This window comes from Rhizobium sp. RAF36, from assembly GCF_052114105.1.
GTDB lineage: Bacteria > Pseudomonadota > Alphaproteobacteria > Rhizobiales > Rhizobiaceae > Rhizobium.
In genome coordinates, this window is the sequence record NZ_JBFREC010000010.1 from 63,091 (window position 1) to 82,635 (window position 19,545).

The following is a 19,545-nucleotide window of genomic DNA, read 5'->3' on the forward strand; positions in this document are numbered from 1 at the left end:
TCACCGCTTGTTAACGGATTATTAAGCATACCGCCCGTTCTCGCGCAATGATTGCAGACAATGTTAATCACATTTGAATCGTTAAGGTTAACGGCCACGCGGAATCCGGCCGCTATACCCCTGAATTCTGAGGGGAAATCAGGCGGCGCCGGTTTTGCGGCGCGCTGCTGGACGCAGATTCGCGGAGAGAATGCCGATGTTCTGCGATGGAACAGGCTGCGAGAAGACGTAGCCCTGGATCAGATCGGCGCTGCGCTGCTTGTTGAGGATAGCAAGCTGATCTGCCGTCTCGACACCCTCTACAACGATCTTCAAACCAAGCTCGCGCGCCAGATTGACCGTGCCACGCAGCAGCTTCAGCCTGCGGGTATCCTGCACGATGTTGCGCACGAAGGAACGGTCGATCTTGACGATATCGAGCGGCAGCGTGTCGAGATAGCTGAGGCTGGAGAATCCGGTGCCGAAATCGTCGATGGCGATGGTGATGCCGCGCGAGCGCAGTTCCGCAAGGATGGCGCGCACCGCCGCCGGCTCGTCGATCAGGCAGCTTTCGGTCACTTCCAGATGCAGGCGCGCGGGTGGCAGACCGGTTCGCGACAGCGCCTCGGAGACCAGCGAGAGAATATCGTTGTCACGCAGGTCACGCGCCGAAAGGTTGACGGAGACGGCGATATGCTCCGGCCAGGTCATGCAGTCGGCGCAGGCGCGCAGCAGGATGAAGCGGGTGATATCGGAGATGATGCCCATCTCCTCGGCAAGCCGGATGAAGACATCGGGCGGGATCGAACCCCGTTCGGGATGCACCCAGCGCGCCAGCGCCTCAGCGCATTCGATCCGCGTTCCGTCGGTCTTGTACATCGGCTGGTAGACGGCGTTCAACGCGCCCGCCGCGACGGCATCGCGAAGATCGGCCTTCAGCTTCTGCTGCTCGACATAGCGGCCATCCATCTCGTGCTCGAAGCCTGCGATACCGCCACGTCCGCGCGACTTGCTCTCGAACAACGCCAGATCAGCCTTAATGCTCCATTCGTCCATTGCGAACGCATTGCCTTCCAGCACCGCGTAACCGGCGCTGAGCGAGATAAGGAAAGTCACCTCGTCGGCCTCGTAGTGGCCCTGGATTGCGGCATGCACGCCCCGCATTTCGCCTTCGAGCGCGTCCCGGCTCTTGGCATGCGGGAAGAAGATCACGAACTGGTCGCCCATCAGGCGCCCGACGATCGCGCTTCCGGCCTTCTGCTTCACCCGCTCGGCAATGGCACACAGCAGCTTGTCGCCGGTGATGTGGCCGCGCATGTCGTTGACATGCTTGAACTCGTCGATATCGATGACCATGAAGCCGAGCGGGCCTTTGCGGCGCGGATGGCGGCCAAGATAATCCTGGACGAGCTGGCCGAAATATTCGCGGTTCGGCAGGCCACTCAACGCATCGAAGCGGACCATGTGCAGGATCTTCTGCTCCGCCTTCACTCTGCTCGACACATCCTCGAAGATCAGCACCGCGCCGCCATCGACGCGCCGCTTGGCGGAAAATTCAAGCGACAGGTCCTCAGGCAGGTGGATCAGCACCCGTGACATGCTGCCCTCCGCCACCTGCGACAGCTGGCGCAGAATGAGATCGGGCTGCGAGGAATCCATGAAACTGTAGCGGGCGCCATAGCGCAGCACCGCACCGAGATCCCGATCCTTCAGTCTGTCAGGGTCGCCGATCTTCAGGAGCTCACAGGCCTTGCGGTTGATCACCTGGATCCGGTTGCCGGGATCGACCATCACAAGGCCATGCGGCATGTTATTGAGCGCCGTATCGAACCGGTCGGCAATCAGCGAGATCTGCCGGTGGGCGATGACATTTTCGTAGAGAAACTCGCGCACACCGTTTGCCATCGCCCGCGTCGTCAGGCCGAAAGGAATGAGGAAGGCCGAGAGGATAGCGCGGTAGAAATCCAGCGCCATCAGGCTGCAGACGATCATCGGCAGGCAACAGGCAAGCGTTTGCAGGTCGATCGCCCGCTGAGAACCATAGTTGCGCCCGACCACCGATACCATCGACGCCATCGTCACGGCGATGCAGGCGAGTTCGGCGAAGGGCTCCTTGAGGATGAAGATGGCATAACCGCTGCCGATGCCGAGAATGGCGGCAGTCGAGGTCGCTCCGGCGACGTAGATCGTCTCCCAGCGCTCGATATCGGCACGGGTCAGCGATTGCTTGTCCAGCTTGTCGAACTGGCGGAAGCTGAACATGCGTCCGGCGAAAATAATGAGAAATGCGAGCGCCAGCACATAATAGAGCGGGGCATCGGCTTTTGCCGCCACTGCAGCGAAAGCGACAGCATGAACCACGACACCGGCCACAAGCGTCATGCGGTTCCCGAAGAGGGAACTCACGAACGACAGGTACACATCCTTCGGGACCCGGTTCGGGTTATGTGGCTTCATCCATATTTTCCCTGTGCGCGGGCACGATACTCAGAACCCTTTAAAATTTGATTGCATGAACCCTATGTATTTGGCTGGTTTTTCTAAAACTCCGGGGCGTATTTCAAAAACGGAGTGGGAATACACATCCGGGAGATGCATTATTCTTGACTTATATTAGGGTCGGCATCGGCCGCATACCGGCGAGCCCTCAGTGGCCACAGCCATGGCGCCTACGACTAAACTCCTAGACGGGCCATTTCATCTTTCATTTTAGGGAACCCTCGTTTACACAAATTCCAACGAGGAGAACTTGCCGCAAAGGCAATACGGGGAGAAGAGATGGCGGCTCTGTTGAGTGTCAGCCGGCTGATCGATCGATTCAGCCAAGTCATCGGCAAGATTGCAGACTACATGGTGCTCTTCTGCTGCCTGATCAGCGCAGGCAATGCCATCGTCCGCTACACGTTCAATTACAGCTCGAATGGCTGGCTGGAGATCCAATGGTATCTCTTCGCCTATGTCGTCGTGCTCGGCGCCGCCCACACGCTGCGGAACAACGAGCATGTGCGCGTCGACCTGATCTACGGCTCGGTCTCGGATCGCGCCCGGCTCTGGATCGATATCATCGGCCTCATCGTCTTCCTGATCCCGGCCTGCATCTTCCTCACCATTCTCTGCTGGCCCTATTTCATGCATTCCTTCCAACAGGGTGAAGTCTCCGCCAATGCGGGCGGCCTGATCCGCTGGCCGGTGAAGTTCATGCTGTTTGCCGGTTTCACGCTTCTCAGCCTTCAGGGCATTTCGGAGCTGATCAAGAGGATCGCGGCGCTCGCCGGCAGTATCCAGATCGACACGAAATACGAAAAGCCGCTGCAGTAAGACATCCGGGGGAGAAAGCACGTGTTCGATTACGGTATCATTCCGCCCGCCATGTTCGTCGGCATGATCATTTTCATGCTTTATGGCTTTCCGGTCGCCTTCTCGCTGGCCGCTGTCGGTCTGTTCTTCGGCATCATCGGCATCATCACCGGCCACTTCAGCGAAGTGTTCCTGCAAGCCCTGCCGCTGCGCTTCTTCGGCATCGTCTCAAATGACCTGCTGCTTGCCATCCCGTTCTTCACGCTGATGGGCGCCGTGCTCGAGCGATGCGGGCTGGCGGAAGACCTGCTTGAAGGTACTGGCAAGCTGTTCGGCGCCATCCCGGGCGGTCTTGCCTATGCCGTCATTCTGGTCGGCGCCGTGCTTGGCGCCATCACCGGCACGGTCGCGGCTTCCGTCATCACCATGGGCGTCATCTCGCTGCCGATCATGCTGCGCTACGGCTACAGCCCGCGGCTTGCGACCGGCGTCATCGCCGCCTCCGGCACGATCACCCAGGTCATTCCGCCCTCACTGGTTCTCGTCGTCCTCGCCGACCAGCTCGGCCGCTCGGTCGGCGACATGTATCTCGGCGCCATCGGCCCCTCGATCCTGCAGGTGGCGATCTTCGTCGGCTACATTCTGGTCCTGTCGATCATCAATCCGAAATCGATGCCGCCGCTGCCGAAGGAAGTGCACGGCGACTTCGACTGGAAGCTGCTGGCCACCGTTCTCTGGGGCATGATCCCGTCGATCGTGCTGATCTTCCTGGTGCTCGGCACCATCTTCATGGGCCTCGCTACCCCGACCGAAGCAGGCGCTCTCGGCGTTGTCGGCGCCATCGCGCTCGCCGCCCTACACCGCCGCCTCACCTGGCCGCTGATCCGCGAAGCCATGACCTCGACTATGCACATCACCTCGATGGTGGTGATGATCCTGATCGGCTCGACCTGCTTCAGCCTCGTCTTTCAGGGCATGGACGGTTCGCGCTGGATCGAGCACATGCTGTCAGGCATTCCAGGCGGCCCCGTGGGCTTCCTGATCTTCGTCAACATCTTCATCTTCATCCTCGCCTTCTTCCTCGATTTCTTCGAGATCGCCTTCATCGTCATCCCGATGCTGGCGCCGGTGGCCCACAGCCTCGGGATCGATCTGATCTGGTTCGGCGTCTTGATCTGCGTGAACATGCAGACGAGCTTCATGCACCCGCCGTTCGGCTTCGCGCTCTTCTATCTGCGCTCGATCGCCAGCAGGGACGTGAAGACCAAGGACATCTACATGGGCGCGATCCCCTGGGTCGGCATGCAGCTGATCCTGGTGGCGATCATTATCTTCTGGCCACAGTCGGTCACCTACTGGCTGGACAAGGGTCCGCAGGTCGACCCGAACACCATCAAGATCGAAGTGCCCGGCTTCGGCGGCCAGCTCGGCCTGCCACCGATGGGCGCTCCCGGTGGCGCATCGCCGCAAATTCCGGGCCTCACCCTGCCGCCATTGGGCACCCCCGGCCAACCGCCAGCAGTCCCTGCCCCGGCAGCACCGGCGCAGCCCGACCTCAGCCAGCCGCCTGTCATCAAGTAAGCAAACAAAAAGCCCCGGAGAAATCCGGGGCTTTCCTTATTTGTCTCGGCTGAAGGCTTACAGCTTGCCGGCGCGCTGCTGGATCATCATGAACGTGTCGAAAGTGTATTCCGAGAGCTGCATCCAGAGATAGGCATCACGCTTGAACGCGGCCTGATCCTCATAGATCTTCTTGAAATACTGGTTCTTCGACGACAGGTCCTTGTAGAGGTCCATCGACGCCTGGAAGCAGGCTTCCATGATTTCCTGGCTGAACGGACGCAGCGTCGCGCCTTCGGCGACGAGCTGTTTCAGCGAGCCCGGGTTCTTCATGTCGTACTTCGCCATCATGTTGGTGTTGGCGTAAGCGCAGGCATCGGTCAGTGCTGCCTGATAGTGCTTCGGCAGGCTGTTCCACTTTTCGAGGTTGAAGAAGGCGTGGACCGTCGGGCCACCTTCCCACCAACCCGGATAGTAGTAATATTTCGCCACTTTGTGCAGGCCGAGCTTCAGATCGTCATAGGGGCCGACGAATTCAGCCGCATCGATCGTGCCCTTTTCCAGCGCCGGATAGATGTCGCCGCCGCCGATCTGCTGCGGGATGACGCCGACCTTGGACATGACCTGACCGGCGATGCCGGCGATACGCATCTTGATGCCCTTGAGATCGTCGAGCGTGTTGATTTCCTTGCGGAACCAGCCACCCATCTGGGCACCGGTATTGCCGGCGGGCAGCGCGTAGATGCCCTGCGTCGCGTAGAATTCGTTCATCAGCGTGTTGCCGTTGCCTTCGTAATACCAGGCATTGGTCAGGCGGCCGTTGAGACCGAAGGGGATCGCCGTGCCGATAGCGTAGGTCGGATCCTTGCCGACGAAATAATAGGAGCAGGTGTGCGCCGCTTCGACCGTGCCGGAGCTGACAGCATCGGCCGCTTCGAGCGCCGGGACGATTTCGGCCGCGGCAAAGGTCTGGATCTGGAAGTTGCCGTCCGTTGCAGCGGCAACATGCTTGGCGACATCATCGGCACCGCCGAAGATCGTATCCAGGCTCTTCGGAAACGAAGACGTCATGCGCCAGGAGATTTTCGGATTTTCCTGCGCGATCGCCGGTGCTGCCAATGCGCCAGCCGCGACGGCGCCTGCCCCCGTAGCACCCGCCTTCTTGATAAATGAACGACGATCCATCAAAAACCTCCCGTATAGATGGCAATGCGCGGCTAAACTCTTCCCTACCCGTCGCAATGGCGCCGAGCTAAGCATGCAGCCGTTCGCGTTTCAAGCTTTAGTCTATGAGACTTTGGCATCACGGCAGCAATGCGGCGCGACCGGCCTTTCCATCAAAATCAGCAGTTTAGCCTATTCTTCGCGGCCGATATCGGCCACTGCCCCAATTTGGCCAGCCACTGCGCCGAGAAGTTGACTTTGAAGCCGTTCTCGGCTCTCAAATAGACATCACCAAGAGATCTTCCGGACAGACCATGACCAAGCCGATCGTTGCCGTTCCCGCCGACATCCGAACTCTCGATGGCGCCGTCTGGCACGCCGCCCAGCATCAATATGTCCGCGCCGCACTGAACGCAGCCGGGGTGATGTCGCTGATCGTTCCGGCTTTCGAGAAGGGCTATGATATCGACGCCGTGCTCGACCGTGTCGATGGCGTGCTGGTTTCCGGCTCGGCGAGCAATGTCCACCCCTCGCTCTACGGCGCCGAGGCGAAAGAAAGCGACGGCCCGTTCGACCCGGCGCGCGATGCCACCAGCCTGCCGCTGATCCGCCGCGCCATCGACCGCGGCATCCCGCTGCTGGCCATCTGCCGCGGCATCCAGGAACTGAACGTCGCGCTCGGCGGCTCTCTCGCCGGCGAGATCCAGGAACAGCCGGGCATCTGGGATCACCGCAAGCCAGACGGCGTCGACCGTGACGGCATGTATGCGATCCGCCAGAGCGTCTTCGTCAAGGAAGGCTCCTGCATCGCCGGGATCATCGGTTCCGGCGAGGTTCAGGTAAACTCGCTGCACCGCCAAGCGATCGCCAAGACGGCGCCGCGGCTGCAGGTCGAGGCATTGGCCGAAGACGGCACGGTCGAAGCCGTCTCCGTCATCGATGCCAAGGCCTTCGCCGTCGGCGTTCAATGGCATCCGGAGTATTGGGCCGAAACCGACAAGCCCTCGAACCAGATCTTCGAAGCTTTCGGCGATGCGGTGCGCGACTATGTCGCCGCGCGGACCGCCTCAAAGGCAATCGCCTAGGATTTGACGGGCGTTTCCGGTACCGGCGTCAGCGGCGCCCCCTGCTGGAACCAACTGATCAGATTATCGGCTACCAGATCGGCCATGGCATTGCGCGTCGGCACCGAACCGGAGGCCAGATGCGGCAGCAGCACGGTGTTCGGCAGCGCGATCAGTCCGGCGGGCACATTCGGCTCGTCGTAGAAGACGTCGAGACCGGCTGCGCCGATCGTGCCGCTCTTCAGCGCCGAGAACAACGCCTCCTCATCCACACTCCAGCCGCGGCCGACATTGATGAAAATCCCGTCGGCCCCAAGCGCTGAAAGGATGTCGGCATCGATGATCTTGTGCGTCGAAGGCGTCTTCGGAACGATGGCGATCAGCGTGTCGACGGCAACCGCCAGCTCCTTCAGCGACGGGTAATAGTCGTAGGCGACATCAGGATTGCGCGTGCGTGTATGGTAGCTGATCTTGACTTTGAACGGCTCCAGCCGCGCGGCGATTTCCTGGCCGATGCGGCCAAGGCCGAACATGCCGACATGCCGGCCTTTCAGCGAAAAGCGCGATAGCGGATAGTTCACGCCGGGCTTCCAGTTGCCGTCGCGCAGCCAGTTTTCGGCACGCGGGAATTCGCGGGCGGTGTTGAGCAGCAGCGCCAGCGCCGTATCGGCAACTTCGTCGTTCAGCACGTCGGGCGTGTTGGTCACGACGATATTCTTCGACGCCGCGTGCTTCACATCGACGCCATCATAGCCGACACCGAAGCTCGAGATCACCTCGACCGCAGGCAGCCGGTCGATGTCTTCAGCCTTGATCAAACCCGATACCGCCACACCGCGAATGCGCGCCGCCGTCTCCGCATCGATCGCGAGCGCGCCATGCGCATCGCGTTCGGCCGTGATCAGCTCGAAATGCTCCCGCAGCCTGGCGGGAACGCGTTCGTGTATCTTCCCGGGAACGAGAATGGCGATGCGGGACATGGCTTTTCCTCTTGATTACGTGCGGGGTCTGTAGGGGCTGGTCGACTGGCGGATCCGCATCTCAGGCTTGATGAGATGGATGCCATCGGGTTCGTGACTGCCGGCAAGACGGTCAAGCAGCGCGCGCGCTGCAAGCCGTCCGACTTCGGCCTGGCCGTTCCAGACGGTGGTCAGCGCCGGCGTTGCAATTGATGCTTCCTCAAGATCGTCATAGCCGGTTACCGAGATATCGCCGCCGGGGACGAGTCCGGCGCGGGCGATACCGTTCATCAGGCCGATGGCGACGAGGTCGTTCCAGCAGACGGCAGCCGTCGGCTTCTGCGGCAGCGACAGGAAGTGAACGGCAGCTTCGAAACCGCCCTGCTTCGAACGCGGGCCCGGAATGCGAAGGTTCGGATCGACCTCGATCCCTGCCTTGCGCAGCGCATTGACATAGCCCTGGTAGCGGTCGCGGCCGGTCGAGGTCTGGTCCGTACCGCCGATCATCGCGATCGAGCGGTGGCCGAGGCCGATCAGATGGTTGGTGGCAAGCGAGATGCCGTAGCTGTCGTCGCCGCGATAGGTCGGCAGATCCATCACGTCCATCGAACGGGCGACGAGGATCGCCGGCATGCCGTTGTCCTCGGTCAGCTGCAGGTCTTCGGGTGGCGTGCCGATCGCCGGCGACATGATCACGCCATCGCCGCCGAGCTGCAGCAGCGTCTCGATGAAAGTCCGCTGCTTCTCGACCGAGTCATAGTGATTGGAGAGAATGAAGGTGTGGCGGCTGCGGTCGAGCTCGCTCTCGATCGCCTTCAGGATTTCCCCGTAGAACGGGTTCATGATGTCGTGAACGACGACACCGATGATGCCCGATCGCGAGGTGCGAAGGCTGGCGGCGCGGCGGTTGTAGATATAGCCGAGCGCTCGCGCCTGTTCCTTGATCTTGTCCCGGGTACTGCCCGCAACGAGCGGGCTGTCGCGTAAGGCGAGAGAGACGGTTGCCGTTGAAATACCGAGTGTTTCGGCAATCGTCGAAAGCTTGATCTTCTGAGCCACGCATCCTCCCCAGGCAACGCGCTAGATATGGAGCGCTTGTGCGAACGGGTAAGCGCGCTCCTTAAAATATTTAATTAAAAGATTAAACGCAGGGAGGCAAACCTAAATTTCAATAGATCTCAGTTTTCGTCCGGCTCTTCGAAATGCGCCGCTTCAGCCTGCAGATTGCTGTCGATCGCCTTCAGCAGCCGCACGAGATTGCGGATCTCCTTGTCGGAAAAGGCCTGCGTCGCCATCCCGTCGCAACGCGATGCGGCGGTCTCGATCGACTGCACGCTGCCGCGGCCGAGCTCCGTCAGATAGACCTTGGTCAGGCGCGCGTCCTCCGCATCCGGCTTGCGCTCGACGAAACCCTGCGCCTCCATGCGTCCGATCGTCCGCGTCATCGTCGGCGCCTTGACGCCGAGGCGCTGGGCAAGCCCGCCGGCGGTCATGCCATCCGTTTCCGAAAGCGAAAGAATGACGCCGTCCTGCCCGGCATAGAGACCGCTCTCCAGAAGATTACGGGACAGCACTGTGCGCATCGAGCGCGCCGCCTGCGTCAGGGCGGGCGAGAGATCGGCAAGCGTATATTCGGTCTGGTCCTTCTTCTTGGACTTGTTTTTCTTACCGTCTTTGTGCTTCTTGCCCATCGCCATCCCTTTGATCTTCTGCATTATGACATTGCGCAGCTTCACGTCATAAACAAGGGGCATTGAAACCGCATGACAGTCCCCTCTCTAAACTTCGCGGAAAACGATCCGTCGCTCACGTCTGACGAAAGAAAGGGCTGGATTGCCGTGCTGCCGCTTGGCGCCTATGAGCAGCATGGGCCGCATCTGCCTTTCGACACCGATACCCTGATCGCCGAAGGCATTGTCGAGCGCCTCAAAGCAGCGCTGCCGCCGGGCCTTCCCGTGACCTTCCTTCCCGCCGAGCCGATCGGCTATTCGATAGAGCATATGGACGTCGAAGGCACGAAGACGCTGACCTATGGCGAGGCGATCCATCGCTGGCTGGGCATATCGGGGATGTTGCATGATCTCGGCATCCGCAAGCTGGTTCTGCTCAACGCCCATGGCGGCAACTCGCCGCTGACGGCAATCGTTTCGACCGAGGCCCGTGTCCACTTCAACATGCTGGCGGTGGCAACCAGCTGGACACGCTTCGGCGTGCCCGATGGCGTGATTGCGCCCGAGGCGAAGGCGATCGACATTCATGGCGGCGATATCGAGACATCGGTGATGCTGGCTCTGCACCCAGGCAAGGTGAAGATGCAGAAAGCCGCCGATTTCCCGTCGCGCCAAAGCGAATTCGCCAGCCGCTTCAAGCATCTGCGCGCCTATGGTCCGCACGCTTTCGGATGGAAGATGTCCGATCTCAGCGCGAAAGGCGTGGCGGGCAATGCTTCGGCCGCGACGGCAGAAAAAGGCGAGGCACTGGTCGCCCACGCCGTTAAAGGCCTGATCGAGCTGCTGCAGGATATCGATGCCTTCGACGCATCCGAACTTGGCTGAGGCGCAGCAGCGGCAGAATGTGATCTTATAACATTATAAAACCCTTTGAACTGCCGCTCCCAACTCCTTATATGAAACCGACCGTTTTTAGCCCCCGCGGCCGCACGCCCATTTCTTCGAGGTTCTCATGACCGACGCAATCTCCACCCAGCAGAAGCCCATTCCCGTCACCGTGCTCACCGGTTATCTCGGTGCCGGCAAGACGACGCTGCTGAACCGCATCCTGTCCGAAAATCACGGCAAGAAATATGCTGTCATCGTCAACGAATTCGGCGAGATCGGCATCGACAACGACCTGATCGTCGAGTCCGACGAAGAGATCTACGAGATGAACAACGGCTGTGTCTGTTGCACAGTGCGCGGTGACCTGATCCGCGTCGTCGAAGGCCTGATGCGCCGCCCCGGCCGTTTCGACGGCATCATCGTTGAAACCACCGGCCTTGCCGATCCGGTTCCCGTCGCCCAGACCTTCTTCATGGATGACGACGTCCGCGCCAAGACCGAGCTCGATGCCGTGGTCGCCCTCGTCGATGCCAAGCATCTGCCGCTGCGCCTGAAGGACAGCCGCGAAGCAGAAGACCAGATTGCTTTCGCCGACGTCGTGCTCATCAACAAGACCGACCTCGTGACTGCCGAGGAACTGGCGCAGATCGAGGATATCGTTCGCGCCATCAACCCGTCGGCCCGCGTCTACAAGACCAACCGCTCCGGCGTCGATCTCGCCCGCGTGCTCGATCAGGGCGCCTTCAATCTCGAGCGTGCGCTGGAAAACGACCCGCATTTCCTCGAGCATGGCCATGACGACCACGTCTGCGGCCCGGACTGCGATCACGATCACCATCACCACGCGCATGGTCATGACCACGACCACGATCATCACCATCACGGACACGACCATCATCACCATGGCGCGGTATCGCCGATCCATGACGTGACGGTGCAGTCAGTGTCGCTGCGCGGCGGCGAAATGATTGCCGAGCGCTTCTTCCCCTGGATCCAGAAGATCACCCAGACGCAGGGCCCGAATATCCTGCGCTTGAAGGGCATCATCGCCTTCAAGGACGATGCCGAGCGCTATGTCGTTCAAGGGGTGCACATGATCGTCGAAGGCGATCACCAGCGTCCGTGGAAGGACGGCGAGAAGCATGAGACCCGTCTCGTCTTCATCGGCCGCGAACTCGACCGCGAAAAGCTCGAAGCCTCCTTCAAGGCATGCGAGGCCGCGGCCTGATGCCAACAGTTGCTCCGCTTGATCTCGACGGCCACATCCTGGCCGTCGAATTTTTAGGTGACACCCCGTTCTTCGCCAATGCCAATGGCACGTTCCACCGGCTGGATGGCGCTGAGAAGGTTTCCGAAGCCCACCAGGGCATGCTCACCTGCATCCGCGATCCTTATAGCGAAAGCCTGATTTCGGGCGGCGAAGACGGCAAGGTGCTGCGTATCGGCGCCGATGCCTCCGTGACCGAAATTGCCAGCGCGCCGCGCAAGTGGATTTCGCAGCTTGCCGCCGGCCCGCAGGGCGCCATCGCCTATTCCTATGGAAAGAGCGCCTTCGTGCGCCTCGCCAACGGCGAGACCAAGGAATTCACCGAAGAACGCACCGTCGAAGGCTTGGCCTTCGCGCCAAAAGGCCTGCGCATTGCCGCGGCCCGCTATAACGGCGTGTCGCTGCACTGGGTTTCGACAGTAGCTAAGCCTGTTGATCTCGAATGGAAGGGTGCCCACACAGGCGTCACCTTCTCGCCCGATGGCAACTTCCTTGTCACCTCGATGCAGGAAAACGCCCTGCACGGCTGGAAGCTTGATATCAAGCCGGGCACCGAGGCCCGCCACATGCGCATGACCGGCTATCCGGCAAAGGTGAAGTCGCTATCCTGGTCTGCCAAGGGCAAGTGGCTCGCCTCATCTGGCGCCCCCGCTGCCATCGTCTGGCCCTTCCAGGGTAAGGACGGCCCGATGGGCAAGTCGCCGCTGGAACTCGGCACGCGCGCCAACATCATGGCGACTGCAGTCAAGTTTCACCCGGCCGAGGATATCCTGGCGATCGGCTTCATCGACGGCATGATCCTGGCCGTTCGCCTCGCCGACAACAAGGAAGCCCTGATCCGCCGCCCCGGCAAGGGTGCGATCACCGCCATGAGCTGGAGCAAGAACGGCAAGCTGCTGGCCTTCGCATCCGAAGCCGGCGATTGCGGCGTGGTCGATATCTCGGCCTGAGTTGATGGCGGCGTCAGCCGCCTTCACGACGTCTTCGCCGTCTCGATGATGTCCGCCAGCAGCTCATGCAGCGCGTCACGATAGCCGTTACGCGCTGAAGGGCCGCTTTCCGCCGAGGTCATGGCGACCGTCAGGTTTAGCGATGGAACGATGTAGAGCATCTGCCCGCCATAGCCCCAGGCAAAATGGACCGTCTCCCCACCGATCTGCCGCTCGAACCAGCCATAGCCGTAGCCATCCCCGGAGAAGCGCGAATTGGTGCGGTTCTGCCACGACTGGGCAATCCACTCCGCGGGTACGACCTGCACACCGCCGCCCGTCTTGCCGCCATTGCGGTACAGCTCGCCGAAGGCCAGCAGCGATCGGGCACTCATCGCCATCTGATTGCCGCCGAGATAGATGCCCTGCGGATCCCGCTCCCATGCGCCGATGCGGAAACCTTGAACAGGCTCCAGCCACTCACGCGCCAGGGCCAAAGTGGACTTGCCGCCGACTTTCGTGAGGATTGCCGAGAGCAGGTGCGTCGATGCCGTTGAATAGAGCATCTGGCCGCCCGGCTCGTCATCGAAAGGCTGGGCCAGCGCGAAGCGAACCCAGTTGCGGCTGGAGACCCAGCGCCCATAGTTCGGCCCCGACATCCGCCCAAGTCCTGCCTGCATCGAGAGCAGATTGCCGATGGTGATGTCATTGAGCCTGGGATCGGGGTTATCAGGGAGATCGGCGTTGAGGATCGGCGCGATCTTCTGATCCGGCCCTTCCAGCAGGCCCTTCGAGATGGCGATCCCGACCAGAGCCGAGATGATCGACTTCGAAGCTGATTTGATATTCGCGGATTCGGAGGTCGTGTGGCCACGATACCCCTGCTCGGCAACGATCTCACCATTCCTGGCAATCACGACTGTCTTCAGCGGCACCAGTTCCTGTCTGTTACCGAGACTATCGAGCAATCCTGCGAGCGGCTTGTCCTCCGCGACAACGGCAAGCGGCATGGCGATAACAATGAGGGCGGCGGCGATAATTCTGAGCATGCCCCTCACCTAGGGCCATCGCGGTAGAAAATCACCACCGAGCCGAGCCGTCTCACGTGGACGTGAAACGTTATGAAGCCCCTTGCCCCCAGCATGCCCGGCACGACATAGTCCCGGCCGGACGGATGGAGGAGAAGTTCATGGCACGCGTCGTCGTTATCGGAGCAACGGGTCACGTCGGTACCTATCTGGTGCCGCGGCTTGTCGAGGCGGGCCACGAGGTCATCGCCGTCAGCCGCGGCACTTCAGAGCCGTATTTGCCGCACGCGGCCTGGAAGAGTGTCGCGACCAGGCAGATGGACCGCGCCGCTCTTAAGCGCGACGGCAGCTTCGGCCGGGCAATCCGTGCGCTGAAGGCGGATATCGTCATCGACAAAATCTGCTTCACCCTTGATAGCGCCCGCGAACTCGGCGAAGCGCTGAACGGCCATGTTGGCCACCTTCTGCACACCGGCACGATCTGGACGCATGGTCATTCGCTTGCCGTGCCGACACGCGAAGACGCGCCGAAAGCTCCCTTCGGCGAATACGGCATCCAGAAGAAGGCGATCGAAGACTATCTGCTGGAAGCGGCGAAACTCCGCGGTCTGCCGGTAACGCTCATTCATCCGGGCCATATCGTCGGCCGTGGCTGGGCGCCGCTCAATCCGGCCGGGCATTTCAACCTCGTAGCCTTCGAGACCATCGCCCGCGGCGAGCAGCTGACGCTCGCCAATTTCGGCCTGGAAACGGTGCACCATGTTCACGCCGATGATATCGCAGCACTCTTCATGGCGGCGATCGGCAATTGGCGCGCTTCGACCGGCGAGGCTTTCCACGCCGTGTCCGAACAGGCGCTGACACTGCGCGGCTATGCCGAAGCGATGTATCGCTGGTTCGGCCATGAGCCGAACCTAGCCTACAAGCCTTATGATGCGTGGAAGGCGGATCAAACGCCCGAGGATGCCGAGGCGACGTGGGAACATATCGCCCGCAGCCCGAACTGCTCGATGGCAAAGGCCCGCCATCTCCTGGATTTCCGGCCGCGCTACAGCTCGCTTGAAGCAGTCCAGGACTCGGTCGGCTGGCTGATCGACAAGGGCAAGATTGCTCGCTGAGACAAAAAAGCCTCCCTCCATCAGGAGAGAGGCTCGTTTCCGGTCAGGCCGCCTTCCGGACCGGCGCGCTCGTCAGCATGCGCCCCGTGGGAACGATCATGCCGGCTGCGCCGTCAAGCCAGCCTTCCACGAGTTCAAGCGCCAGAAAGCGCGAACGTTCGAACGGGCCGGGCATGACGAGATGGCAGGCGCCCTCGGCAAAGAAGCCGAAGCGCTCGTAATAGGCCGCATCGCCGACCAGCAGGATTGCGCCGTGCTGACGGTTCTTCGCTTCGAGAATCGCAGCGCGCATAAGCGCCGCACCAATGCCCTTGCCTTCAAAGGCGGCATCGACGGCGAGCGGTCCGAGCAACAGCGCATTGATCGGCGTGCCTTCGCTGTTAACGCCGGCTTCGACATTCCAGAGACGGACAGTGCCGATGACATGGCCGTCGCCATCGCGGGCGACGAGAGCCAGGCCTTCGGCCGGAATACGGCCGCGGCGGATCTTTTCCGACGACTTCTTGCGGCGGTTCGGACCCATGGCGCGATCGAGCAAATTCTCGCGGGCCACGACATCCGAGGGATTTTCCGCGTCGATGGTGAAAATGGAAGGCGCAAAGAATGCGCGGACAGAATCAAGAACAGCGGCCATCGTGGCCTCCCGTACCCAATACCGTAGTTAGCGGCGATGAAAAGGAATTGTGAGTTTGCCGCCCCGGCTGGCTACGGGGCGAGCTAGATCAGATAATGTAGGCCTTCAGCGGCTCGAAGCCGTTGAACGCGACCGCCGAATAGGTCGTCGTGTAGGCGCCGGTACCTTCGATCAGGATCTCGTCGCCGATCGAAAGAGTGAGCGGCAGCGGGTAGAGATTCTTTTCGTACAGCACATCAGCGGAATCGCAGGTCGGGCCGGCGATCACGCAAGGCTCCATCTCGTCGCCGTCACGCTCGGTGCGGATCGGGTAGCGAATGGCTTCGTCCATCGTTTCGGCCAGACCGCCGAACTTGCCGATGTCGAGAAACACCCAGCGGGCAGCGTCGTTGTCCGACTTCTTCGAGATCAGCACGACTTCCGTCTTGATGACACCTGCATTGCCGACCATGCCGCGGCCCGGCTCGATGATCGTCTTCGGCAGATTGTTGCCGAAGTGGTCACGAAGGCTCTGGTAGATTGCACGGCCATAGGCTTCCGCCGTCGGGACGTCACGCAGGTACTTGGTCGGGAAGCCGCCGCCCATGTTGACCATCTGCAGGTGGATACCCTGCTTGGCCAGCTGAACGAAGACGCGCTTGGCATCGGCGAGAGCCGAATCCCAGGCATCGACCTTGGTCATCTGCGAACCGACGTGAAACGAAACGCCATAGGACTCGAGACCGAGCTGGTGAGCGTAGACGAGAACGTCGACGGCCATCTGCGGAACGCAGCCGAACTTGCGCGACAGCGGCCATTCGGCGCCTTCGCCATCCGTCAGAACGCGGCAGAACACACGGGCGCCGGGAGCGGCACGCGAGATCTTCTCGACTTCCTCGTGGCTGTCGACGGCGAAGAGGCTGACGCCGAGCGCATGCGCGCGGGCGACGTCGCGTTCCTTCTTGATCGTATTGCCGTAGGAAATACGGGCAGCGGTCGCACCGGCGTTCAGCGCCATTTCGATTTCGGCGACGGACGCGCAATCGAAGTTGGAGCCCATGTCGGCGAGCAGCTTCAGGACTTCCGGAGCTGGGTTTGCCTTGACGGCGTAGTAGATGGCGCTGTCCGGCATCGCGTAACGGAAAGCGGAGAAGTTGTCGCGCACGACGTCGAGGTCGACCACGAGGCAGGGACCGTCGGGACGTCGGGTTGCGAGAAAGTCGCGGATGCGCTGAGTGGTCATGTCAATCCCTTTTCAATTCCAGAGCTCCGGTAAAAACCGGAGGACAAAGGGCATACGGGAACTCGCATTGGAACCAGCCGGTGGAGACCCCGGAACCATAGCAAGCGCTCGATGCGCAAATGATGAATCGACGCCGCATACGCGACATGGATTCGGCTTTGTCTGCCATGGATTGGAGGGGGTTCCCTACCGCACTTCCGGCAATGAAGGTGTGCCTCTTCAGTAACCCCCGCTGATGGAAAGCAGGGAGAGAACAAAAAGGCCCGCACCGTCGTTGCTTCAGGCGTCCTCGCATTTTCCGGTTGGCCGGAATAGCGACTGGAGGGGTTAATTCCAGGTACCTTACCGATTTCCTCACCAATTCGAGGGTTCGGCGGACACCCATGGGCACGTGCGACTTTGGGCTGAGGACGAGATAAGAATATTCGTCGTCATAATCAAGAATTTTTTTGACCCCTGCCGCAAAAAATCAAAGCCGCGAAAAATGCGCCGAATTGCGTGCCGAGGCGTCACGCGTTACACTTATCCTTGGAAAAATCGGAGGAAGTGCCAATGTCGGCCGCCGCAGAGCGCATGAAGGCGATGAGAGAGCGGCGGAAGGCCAACCACCTTCGCGAAGTGCGCATCGTTGCGCTCGATGCCCGCTCTCCCGAAGTGAGAAGGCGCATTGCAAAGCAGGTCGCCGCTCTTAACAAGGATGATGAGCGGGAAGTTCTGGAGTGGATTGAGGCAGCTGCCGACCTCCGTGGCTGGACATGGCCGGAATGAAACGTGGCGACATCGTCACGATCGCGATATCCGGCGATTATGGAAAGCCTAGGCCCGCTGTCGTTGTGCAAACCAACGCCATTTCCCAGGAACATGCCTCTGTCGTCGTCTGTCCGATCAGTTCAACAATCGTGGAATCTGATTTCCGGCCGATTCTGGATGTGGCCGAAGGAACGGGTTTGCGAATTCGTTCTCAGATTATGACCGACAAGATTATCGGCGTGCCGCGAGAGAAAGTCGGAAAGATCATCGGACACATGACCGAAACCGAGCTGCGCCAGCTCGATGCCGCGCTTGCATTCCTTCTCGGTCTCGTAGATTGACCTCCTAGAACCTGGATAAAAGACATATGGACACGCTCACCCGCATACGCGCTTTCATCGATGTCGTCGAAGCCGAAGGCTTTTCTGCTGCCGCGCGCCGGACCGGCCGCTCCAAGGCGCTGCTTTCCAAATATGTCCGGGAACTGGAAGATGAACTAGGCGCGCTGCTGCTAAACCGCACCACCCGCCAGTTCTCGATGACCGAGGCCGGCCATACCTACTACCGGACAGCGTCCGATATCCTGAAGGAGATCGACAATCTCGCCGATCTCGTCCGCGAAAATAATGCACAGCTGAAGGGCCGCCTGAAGATCTCGGTTCCGCGCACCTTCGTCGATGCCGATGTCGGCCAGTGCCTCATCGATTTCGCCAAGGAAAACCCGGATCTGCAGCTGGAGATCGCCGCCGACGACCGCTTCGTCGATCTGATCGAAGAAGGCTTCGACCTGGCGATCCGCGTCACCAAGCTGGAAGACTCCGGGATGATCGCCCGCAAGATCTCTGACTTCCGCGTCCATATCTGCGCGACGCCGGAATTTCTGGAGCGCTATCCTGATATCGAGCATCCGTCGGATCTGGCCAATGTGCCCTTCATCGTCGACCGGAATTCACGCACGCAGGCGAGCATCCACTTCTATAATCCGGACAGCACGACGTTTACCGTCGCCGTCTCCGGGCCGATGGAGGTGAACAGCCCGCATGCGACATTACGCGCAGCGCTGTCAGGCCTCGGCATCGCGCTGATCCCCGATTTCATCGCCCGCAAGCCGATTGAAGATGGCAGGCTGGTGACGTTGTTCAACGACTACATCCCCACCGATCGCGGCATTTACGCCGTCTATCCGCACCGGCGCTATCTCCCGGCCAAGGTCCGCATCTTCGTGGATTACCTGCACGGCTGGTTCAAGAAGCATAGCTGAACGGCGGCTGATTCACTTTGCCACCTTGAGACCGGTCCCAATTCCGTCCCATTGTCAGGCAAGAAAACTCCAACCGATTTGGGCAAAGCGATAAGCCGACGCATGAAAAAATCCACGCTTCCGATCGCCGGCCTGCTGGCACTCGCGCCCGTCGCAGCCATGGCGCATCCGCACATCTTCGTGGAGGCCCGGCTCGAGGTGGTCGCAGCACCGGATGGCACGATCCAGGAGCTGAGAAACATCTGGCGCTTCGACGAGGTCTTCTCATCGTCCGTCGTCATGGATTTCGACAAGAACACCGACCTGAAGCTTGAGCCGAACGAGCTTGCCGAAGTCGGCAAGACGGTACGGGACTCACTGGCCGACTACGACTACTACATGAACATGACCGTCGATGGGAAAAACGTCACGGTCGAGAAGCCCGACATCATCCATGTCGATTACAAGGAGGGCCAGCTGCTGATGTTCTTTGCAGTCAAGCCTTCGCAGCCGATGCCGCTGAAAAGCAAGTTGACCTTCGGCGTCTACGATCCAACGCTCTACACTTCGATCGACTTTCCGTCCGACAACGAACTCGTACTGGTCGGCGATGGCTTCAAGGGGTGCAAGCACGATGTTCTGCGCCCCGACCCCGACCAGGTCATTTCAGAAAACAAGCAATCCCTGACCGACGCCTTCTTCAACGATCCGACCGGCACAAACATGTCGAAACTCTTTGCCACCAGGCTTGAGATCTCATGCTGAAACGATCCATC

The 19,545-nt window shown here is 60.6% G+C and carries 19 protein-coding genes; 11 read left to right on the forward strand and 8 right to left on the reverse strand.

The annotated features are described in order from the left end of the window. Positions 1–138 precede the first annotated feature (138 nt). Positions 139–2,436 carry an EAL domain-containing protein gene (locus AB4Z25_RS25730; protein WP_112538058.1) on the reverse strand — a complete coding sequence of 766 codons (2,298 nt, stop codon included), beginning with the start codon at positions 2,434–2,436 and terminating at the stop codon, positions 139–141. Between the two features lie 321 nt (positions 2,437–2,757). On the opposite strand from AB4Z25_RS25730, the gene AB4Z25_RS25735 reads away from it, so the two are divergent. Further along, positions 2,758–3,297, forward strand: coding sequence for a TRAP transporter small permease subunit (locus tag AB4Z25_RS25735; RefSeq protein WP_112538059.1), 540 nt, complete (start codon positions 2,758–2,760; stop codon positions 3,295–3,297). A 21-nt stretch (positions 3,298–3,318) separates the two neighbouring features. After that, positions 3,319–4,857 carry a TRAP transporter large permease gene (locus AB4Z25_RS25740; protein ID WP_112538060.1) on the forward strand — a complete coding sequence of 513 codons (1,539 nt, stop codon included), beginning with the start codon at positions 3,319–3,321 and terminating at the stop codon, positions 4,855–4,857. A 57-nt stretch (positions 4,858–4,914) separates the two neighbouring features. Here AB4Z25_RS25740 and AB4Z25_RS25745 read toward each other — a convergent pair whose 3' ends face one another. Next, positions 4,915–6,021 (reverse strand): TRAP transporter substrate-binding protein, encoded by a 1,107-nt coding sequence (locus tag AB4Z25_RS25745; RefSeq protein ID WP_112385590.1) that lies wholly within the window; start codon positions 6,019–6,021, stop codon positions 4,915–4,917. A 293-nt stretch (positions 6,022–6,314) separates the two neighbouring features. On the opposite strand from AB4Z25_RS25745, the gene AB4Z25_RS25750 reads away from it, so the two are divergent. Then, positions 6,315–7,085 carry a gamma-glutamyl-gamma-aminobutyrate hydrolase family protein gene (locus tag AB4Z25_RS25750; protein WP_112538061.1) on the forward strand — a complete coding sequence of 257 codons (771 nt, stop codon included), beginning with the start codon at positions 6,315–6,317 and terminating at the stop codon, positions 7,083–7,085. Here the strand turns inward: AB4Z25_RS25750 and AB4Z25_RS25755 are convergent. The 3 genes from AB4Z25_RS25755 to AB4Z25_RS25765 form a co-directional block, all read right to left on the reverse strand. Next, entirely contained in the window at positions 7,082–8,044 is a 963-nt protein-coding gene (locus AB4Z25_RS25755) for a 2-hydroxyacid dehydrogenase (RefSeq protein WP_112538062.1), read from the reverse strand. The two genes, AB4Z25_RS25750 and AB4Z25_RS25755, sit on opposite strands and share 4 nt — an antisense overlap. Positions 8,045–8,059: 15 nt before the next feature. After that, positions 8,060–9,082 carry a LacI family DNA-binding transcriptional regulator gene (locus tag AB4Z25_RS25760; protein ID WP_112385593.1) on the reverse strand — a complete coding sequence of 341 codons (1,023 nt, stop codon included), beginning with the start codon at positions 9,080–9,082 and terminating at the stop codon, positions 8,060–8,062. Positions 9,083–9,201: 119 nt separating this feature from the next. Continuing rightward, on the reverse strand, positions 9,202–9,714 hold the full coding sequence (locus tag AB4Z25_RS25765; RefSeq protein WP_112385721.1) for a MarR family transcriptional regulator: 513 nt from the start codon (positions 9,712–9,714) through the stop codon (positions 9,202–9,204). A 72-nt stretch (positions 9,715–9,786) separates the two neighbouring features. Here AB4Z25_RS25765 and AB4Z25_RS25770 point away from each other — a divergent pair, with 72 nt between their 5' ends. The 3 genes from AB4Z25_RS25770 (at position 9,787) to AB4Z25_RS25780 (ending at position 12,798) form a co-directional block, all read left to right on the forward strand. After that, complete coding sequence (locus tag AB4Z25_RS25770; RefSeq protein ID WP_112538063.1) at positions 9,787–10,578, forward strand: creatininase family protein; 792 nt, start codon at positions 9,787–9,789, stop codon at positions 10,576–10,578. A gap of 127 nt (positions 10,579–10,705) precedes the next feature. Next, complete coding sequence (locus AB4Z25_RS25775; RefSeq protein WP_112538064.1) at positions 10,706–11,809, forward strand: CobW family GTP-binding protein; 1,104 nt, start codon at positions 10,706–10,708, stop codon at positions 11,807–11,809. After that, positions 11,809–12,798 (forward strand): WD40 repeat domain-containing protein, encoded by a 990-nt coding sequence (locus tag AB4Z25_RS25780; protein ID WP_112516899.1) that lies wholly within the window; start codon positions 11,809–11,811, stop codon positions 12,796–12,798. The genes AB4Z25_RS25775 and AB4Z25_RS25780 overlap by 1 nt, the downstream gene beginning before the upstream one ends. 23 nt (positions 12,799–12,821) lie before the next feature. On the opposite strand, the gene AB4Z25_RS25785 is transcribed toward AB4Z25_RS25780, so the two are convergent. Beyond that, on the reverse strand, positions 12,822–13,787 hold the full coding sequence (locus AB4Z25_RS25785; protein ID WP_442210058.1) for a serine hydrolase domain-containing protein: 966 nt from the start codon (positions 13,785–13,787) through the stop codon (positions 12,822–12,824). Between the two features lie 179 nt (positions 13,788–13,966). Between AB4Z25_RS25785 and AB4Z25_RS25790 the strand changes: the two genes are divergently transcribed. Then, complete coding sequence (locus AB4Z25_RS25790; RefSeq protein ID WP_112538066.1) at positions 13,967–14,923, forward strand: NAD-dependent epimerase/dehydratase family protein; 957 nt, start codon at positions 13,967–13,969, stop codon at positions 14,921–14,923. 43 nt (positions 14,924–14,966) lie between these two features. Here the strand turns inward: AB4Z25_RS25790 and AB4Z25_RS25795 are convergent, their stop codons facing one another. Together AB4Z25_RS25795 and odc2 are read right to left on the reverse strand one after the other, a co-directional pair. Further along, positions 14,967–15,557 carry a GNAT family N-acetyltransferase gene (locus AB4Z25_RS25795; protein WP_112538067.1) on the reverse strand — a complete coding sequence of 197 codons (591 nt, stop codon included), beginning with the start codon at positions 15,555–15,557 and terminating at the stop codon, positions 14,967–14,969. An 88-nt stretch (positions 15,558–15,645) separates the two neighbouring features. After that, entirely contained in the window at positions 15,646–16,779 is a 1,134-nt protein-coding gene (odc2, locus tag AB4Z25_RS25800; protein ID WP_112538068.1) for an ornithine/lysine decarboxylase, read from the reverse strand. A gap of 552 nt (positions 16,780–17,331) precedes the next feature. Here odc2 and AB4Z25_RS25805 point away from each other — a divergent pair. The 4 genes from AB4Z25_RS25805 (at position 17,332) to AB4Z25_RS25820 (ending at position 19,534) form a co-directional block, all read left to right on the forward strand. Further along, positions 17,332–17,547, forward strand: a complete 216-nt coding sequence (locus AB4Z25_RS25805) for an antitoxin MazE-like protein (protein WP_310296888.1) — start codon at positions 17,332–17,334, stop codon at positions 17,545–17,547. Beyond that, positions 17,544–17,870 (forward strand): type II toxin-antitoxin system PemK/MazF family toxin, encoded by a 327-nt coding sequence (locus AB4Z25_RS25810; RefSeq protein ID WP_112538082.1) that lies wholly within the window; start codon positions 17,544–17,546, stop codon positions 17,868–17,870. Before AB4Z25_RS25805 ends, AB4Z25_RS25810 begins: the two co-directional genes overlap by 4 nt. Positions 17,871–17,896: 26 nt before the next feature. Beyond that, positions 17,897–18,790: a LysR family transcriptional regulator gene (locus tag AB4Z25_RS25815; protein WP_112385600.1), complete on the forward strand. Its 894-nt coding sequence runs from the start codon at positions 17,897–17,899 to the stop codon at positions 18,788–18,790. 102 nt (positions 18,791–18,892) lie between these two features. Next, complete coding sequence (locus AB4Z25_RS25820; RefSeq protein WP_112385601.1) at positions 18,893–19,534, forward strand: DUF1007 family protein; 642 nt, start codon at positions 18,893–18,895, stop codon at positions 19,532–19,534. Positions 19,535–19,545: the final 11 nt, after the last annotated feature.